The organism is Palleronia sp. (assembly GCF_042089775.1).
Taxonomy (GTDB): domain Bacteria; phylum Pseudomonadota; class Alphaproteobacteria; order Rhodobacterales; family Rhodobacteraceae; genus Palleronia.
This window is the reverse complement of the sequence record NZ_JBELKF010000151.1, coordinates 1-5,144: the sequence shown is the minus strand read 5'-3', so window position 1 is coordinate 5,144 and position 5,144 is coordinate 1. Positions and strand designations below refer to the sequence as shown.

General features: G+C 56.3%; 6 protein-coding genes. 4 read left to right on the top strand and 2 right to left on the bottom strand.

The genetic code is table 11. From position 1 onward, the window contains the following. From ACFDS3_RS18885 to ACFDS3_RS18870, 4 genes are all read left to right on the top strand, one after another. Positions 1-1,548: chemotaxis protein CheA (locus tag ACFDS3_RS18885; protein WP_375263891.1), on the top strand; the 1,548-nt coding region annotated here is incomplete at its 5' end. Continuing rightward, positions 1,545-2,015: a chemotaxis protein CheW gene (locus ACFDS3_RS18880; RefSeq protein WP_375263890.1), complete on the top strand. Its 471-nt coding sequence runs from the start codon at positions 1,545-1,547 to the stop codon at positions 2,013-2,015. The genes ACFDS3_RS18885 and ACFDS3_RS18880, both read left to right, overlap by 4 nt. A 4-nt stretch (positions 2,016-2,019) precedes the next feature. Next, the gene (locus ACFDS3_RS18875; RefSeq protein WP_375263889.1) at positions 2,020-2,922 is read left to right on the top strand and encodes a CheR family methyltransferase; all 903 of its coding nucleotides are present in this window, start codon (positions 2,020-2,022) and stop codon (positions 2,920-2,922) included. Next, the gene (locus ACFDS3_RS18870; RefSeq protein ID WP_375263888.1) at positions 2,923-3,309 is read left to right on the top strand and encodes a response regulator; all 387 of its coding nucleotides are present in this window, start codon (positions 2,923-2,925) and stop codon (positions 3,307-3,309) included. Positions 3,310-3,923: 614 nt separating this feature from the next. Here the strand turns inward: ACFDS3_RS18870 and ACFDS3_RS18865 are convergent. Together ACFDS3_RS18865 and ACFDS3_RS18860 are read right to left on the bottom strand one after the other, a co-directional pair. Further along, positions 3,924-4,754: a transglutaminase domain-containing protein gene (locus tag ACFDS3_RS18865; RefSeq protein WP_375263887.1), complete on the bottom strand. Its 831-nt coding sequence runs from the start codon at positions 4,752-4,754 to the stop codon at positions 3,924-3,926. Continuing rightward, positions 4,751-5,144: alpha-E domain-containing protein (locus ACFDS3_RS18860; protein WP_375263886.1), on the bottom strand; the 394-nt coding region annotated here is incomplete at its 5' end. The genes ACFDS3_RS18865 and ACFDS3_RS18860, both read right to left, overlap by 4 nt.

The following is a 5,144-nucleotide window of genomic DNA, read 5'->3' as shown; positions in this document are numbered from 1 at the left end:
TTTTCACCGAGCAAAGCTCTCTACGACGTCGGACATGAACCAGTCCACCTTTTCCGAGAGCTGGCGTGCTTGGGTTCTCTTCGCAGCGAAGCTGTGTTGCCAAACCAGGCACACGACGGAGAACTCATATCTTGGCACTTGAGTCTCGCGACGACGGCACCGATCGAAGACGTCTTGGATGTCTTTGAGTTCGTTCTGGATCTTGCAGACATTACAGTAGCCACGGAAGGTAGCAATTTCGAAGAGCCGGAACCGGTACCTTCTTCTTCAGTCGATGCTAGCGACGGCGAAGAGGTTAACGCCTACAAAGAACGATCAGACGCGCCGGACACTCCAAGGAAATCGTCGCAACAAAAGACTACTCTGCGAGTTGACTTAGACTTGGTAGATTCACTGATAAATCTAGTAGGCGAACTTGTCATAAACCAATCGGTGCTTGCACAGTCGGTTGCCGAGTCTCAAGTTGGTGATGTGAATCGCATCGATCAAGCCTTAGAAGAACTTAAGACGCTGTCGCGTCAGATCCAGGAAGGAGTGATGAACCTTCGCGCACAGTCAGTTAAGCCTCTATTTCAGAGGATGGCTCGAATCGCTAGGGAAACAGCTGATATTTCCGGAAAGGATGTGCAGTTCGTTACGGAAGGGGAAACGACAGAGGTTGACCGTACAGTCGTCGAGCGTCTTGTTGATCCGCTGACGCATATTCTGCGAAATTCAATAGACCATGGAATAGAGGATGCCGAGACGCGGAGACGCAACGGTAAGCTCGAACAGGGCAAACTCCATCTTTCGGCCGTTCATCGCTCTGGACGGGTCTTCATCGAAGTCTCCGATGACGGAGGCGGAATAAATCGAGAGAAGGTTCTCGCCAAAGCAATAGAGCGAGGGTTAGCCACTTCGGACTCAATCCTGTCGCCAGGCGAGATCGATCGGTTGCTTTTTACCCCGGGCTTCTCAACAGCCGATACGGTAACAAACCTTTCTGGTCGCGGCGTCGGAATGGATGTCGTTAACCGAGAAATTCAAAAGCTTGGGGGCCGCATTTCGATCACCTCTGAACCCGGAATGGGCACAAAGATATCAATCAGTTTACCTCTTACGCTGGCAGTTCTCGACGGAATGGTAGTAGACGTAGCAGGGCAGACTCTCGTGATACCCATCTCGGCAATTGTCGAAACCATTCGACCGGAGGAAGCGAAACTCAGTCGCGTGGGCCCCTCCTCAAGAATGGTGAACGTGAGGGACGTTCTTATACCGGTCGTCGAGCTGTGTGAAATTTTCGCGTTTGGGAGTACCAAAAGGAATCCAAGCGATCGCGTGTTATTGCTTGTCGAAACGGAAAATCACGCTTTAACCGCACTCGCGGTGGACCGTATATATGACCAGCGCCAAGTGGTCATTAAGAGCCTAGAAAGCAACTATGGGCGGGTACCAGGGATTGCGGCAGCCACAATCTTGGGAGATGGTAAGATCGCACTTATTCTGGACCCCGACGGAATCTCTAGCACCTCAACCACCAACGCGACCAAGCATAAGGCTGTACCATGAACGGTGCCACTGATGCTCGTCATGAGCAGAAACGGGAACTTATTATCTTCACGGTCGCAGAGCAGAGCTTCTGCATGGACATCATGCAGGTGAGAGAAATCCGCGGATGGACCACTGTCACGGTACTGCCACACTCTCCAGGCTACATTCTCGGCGTCGTCAATCTTCGCGGTGCGGTCGTGCCAATCGTGGATTTAGCGGCCCGGCTCGGATTGCCGCCACTGAAGCCTGAGCCACGTCACGTAATTCTAGTTACTCAGATCGCGGATCAAGTGGTGGGATTTTTTGTTACTTCAGTGTCGGACATCCTCAGCGTCTCACCTTCTTCGATCCAGCCGATGCCAAGCATGTCAGGTTCAGAGACAAGCAACTACATCGAAGGGATGATTGTGGCCGATGATGCCACCATCAGTATCTTAAACGCCCAAGCAGCGGCGCCCTCGATTCAGGTGGCTGGAGCGGACTGAAGTGATGATTGAAGGAATCGGTGCGGAGAGGCCGAGCCAAACTCTCAGCGACAGCGGCTTTCTTAAAATCGCCGCCTTCATGCGTGAACGAACGGGGATAAGTTTGGAAAGAGGTTCCCGCAGGATCATATGTTCGCGCCTCCAACGACATGTCGTGCGCACTGGTTCTGGTTGCTTGGACGAATATATTGATCTAGTCACATCAGGTGCTGCCGCAGAAGAAACGCAAATCGCTATTGGTTCCTTGACAACCAACACGACGAGGTTTTGTCGAGAACCTGAGCATTTCGGGATCTTTGAGACCGAGGTTGTGCCAGTTCTCGCGCGCGCCGTAAAAAGGGGCGAGCGGGTCCGCCTTTGGTCAGCGGCCTGCTCTTCTGGTGAGGAGGCTTACACTTTGGCGGCTCACCTCGTGCGGGCGTTCCCTGAAGCACCCAAGCACGACATCCGGATACTAGCGACGGACATAGATCAGACCGTGCTGCAGCGAGCGGAGGCTGCGGAGTATACAAGGCCGGCAGAGTCTTTGGTGAGTGATGAACTTGCCAAGATCATGTTCGAAGAACTCGCCGGAACGGCCGATCGTGTGAGGATCCGGCCGCAGCTCCGTAACCTCGTCACTGTGAGGTATTTAAACTTCTTCGATCCGTGGCCTGTGAGCGGCCCTTTTCACACAATCTTCTGCCGAAATGCTGCAATATATATGGATAGCGCAGCGCAATCGGTTCTTTGGTCCGGACTTGCGCGTGTGTTGCACCCGGAAGGGGTGCTCTTCATTGGGCACTCTGAACGACTGACGCCGGAACTCAATGCTACATTTGCCCAGATCGGGCGAAACGCATTCCGCTCGAGAGAAACCGGTGATCATAAAAAAATCGCAGAGCATCATATAAATCGGAGCCTCTAAATGTCTGTCAAGGATACGATATCCATTCTTGTGGTTGATGACACGAGCGTCAGTCGCGGCCTCATCACATCGTCCCTAGAAGAGATCGGCTTTAAAAAAATTGACTTCGCGAAGGACGGCCAGTCAGGGCTCGACCATGCCCTGCGGAAAGGGTGCCACCTGGTGATCTCCGATCAGAACATGCCCGGTATGAGCGGTCTTGAACTCCTCGCGAAGCTGCGATCTCATAAAACGACTGCGAAGGTTGGCTTCATTCTGGTCAGCGGGAAGCTCGACCAAAGCCTCATCGATGATGCCAAGCGTCACGGGGCGAACAATGTGCTCGCGAAACCCTTCGACACTGCCAAAATGCGTGCCTGCCTCAAGCCCATGCTCGGGGCAATATGACCGGGAACGTTTCCGAACTAGGAGCATGTGATCTCCTCCGTTTTTTGGGGAAGCAGCTGGACGAGCTTGAAGAAAACCTGCGTCGTGTCGAAACTGCGGTTCTAGCCGTAGGAGGCGAACGATTCTCGGAGAGACGCACACTTCAAGCCTTCGACCTCAGTCTTCAAACGATCCAGGATCTGTCTAACCTTTGTGCCGGGGGCTCGGTTGATTTGAAAGAGCAGAAGATGGAGGCGCAACACCTATCGAGGCATTTGCGTCTGGGCAGCCTTAAATCTCAGCTTGTACAGTCAGGAGGCAGCAGAATAGACGAGGCCGGCGACGTTGATCTTTTCGATCGATAGCTGTCCGGCTTAGTTGCGTCGGCGTCCGCGGGTCTCCTTTCTCTTCATCGCCGGCTGTCGGTCGCCTCCTGGAACAAGGAGCCGATGTGGGGGAGAAAAGTGAAGGTTGGGGGCTTAAGGTGACGGAAGGCTTCGTCGCTTTGGGTTGCTTCCGACTGCAATGGTAGATCTAGGGTGCGGCTGGGGGTACGGGCGAGTCAAGCTGGTGCTGGAATGCTGTACCAGCGCTCTTTCCAGTGCCGATAGCGCATGGTCCACCAGTTTCAGGGATCAGGTTGCGGGAGTTGCTCCTCCCGCCGCCTGAACCTCGACATCGACGTTCATGTCTTCCCTGCCCGCACCAAGTGCGCGTCCTCGGATAGGCGCCGCCGCCAGCGCGTCTAATCCGCAGCCAAGGCGGATGTAGCGTTCGTCCGGGCAGCAGCCGTTGGCGGCGTCGAAACCGACCCAGCCGAGCCCTGTAACCCATATCTCGGCCCAAGCGTGACTGGCTTGGTGCACCGTCGCGTCTTCGGTCGAATGCAGGTAACCTACGGTGTACCGTCCCGCCATTCCGACGGCGCGGGCGGCGGCAATGATGGCATGAGTCTGATCCTGGCACACTCCTTTGCCCAGTTTCAGTGCCTCGCCCGCTGTCGTCTCACTTTCCGTCGCACCGGGAGTGTAGGCGACCTCGGACCGGACCGTGCGGGAAATGGCATGGGCGCGATCCAGCTCGCCGTCGATGCCATCCACCGCACCGGCTGCCAATTCGCGCAGACCCGAGTCGAGTCGCGTCATAGGCGTCGGGCGCAGGTAGGCGACCGGCGGGACCTTCTCACGTAGGCCGCGCACGACGCCGGTCAGGTCGCGTGTCTCAATCTCGCCCTCCACGACTATCGTCGCCGCACTCACATTGCGCATCGAGACTGTCTCGACCCAGTCCCCCGCCCCGTCGCGAAAGGCGGCGCCGCGTTCGGCCTCGTGCCCCTCGACCCGCACGGACCAGCTCTTTACGTCCTGCCCCTCGAACTCGGTCGGCCACAGCCGCAGCGACTGGATGACCGACCGCATAGGCGCGTCGTAGACGTATTCCGTGCGATGCCGGACGGTCAGTTTCATCGCGCCTCTCCGTTCAGGTAGCTTGTGTTGATCTCGGCCCCGAGGGTCAGCACCTCGGCGAGGATGCGCTGCAGGAACTCGTGGAGGCCCTCGTCCAGGATGTCCTCGACCGTGATCTCGTTTAGCTGCGCCACCAGCATACGGCCCCTCGACGTTGCCGTGGTGGCGCGACCATAAAGCCGAGCAAGACGCTCGAGATGCTCAAGCACACCCTCGGCAGACGAAATCAGGGACCGCGGCGCCTGCGGGTTCAGGACGAGGAAATCCACGATTTTCCGCGCGGTGACCTCTCCGCCATAGACCCAGGCAAAGGCGCGCTGCGCGTTCATAGCGTGCAACACCGTCCGCCATTGATAGTTGTCGAGTCCCGACCCCACCATAGAAACAGTG

Excerpts from the sequence above, each read along its gene's own strand:
- ACFDS3_RS18880 (WP_375263890.1), top strand. The coding sequence starts at position 1,545 with ATGAACGGTGCCACTGATGCTCGTCATGAGCAGAAACGGGAACTTATT.
- ACFDS3_RS18875 (WP_375263889.1), top strand. The coding sequence starts at position 2,020 with ATGATTGAAGGAATCGGTGCGGAGAGGCCGAGCCAAACTCTCAGCGAC.
- ACFDS3_RS18870 (WP_375263888.1), top strand. The coding sequence starts at position 2,923 with ATGTCTGTCAAGGATACGATATCCATTCTTGTGGTTGATGACACGAGC.
- ACFDS3_RS18865 (WP_375263887.1), bottom strand. The coding sequence starts at position 4,754 with ATGAAACTGACCGTCCGGCATCGCACGGAATACGTCTACGACGCGCCT.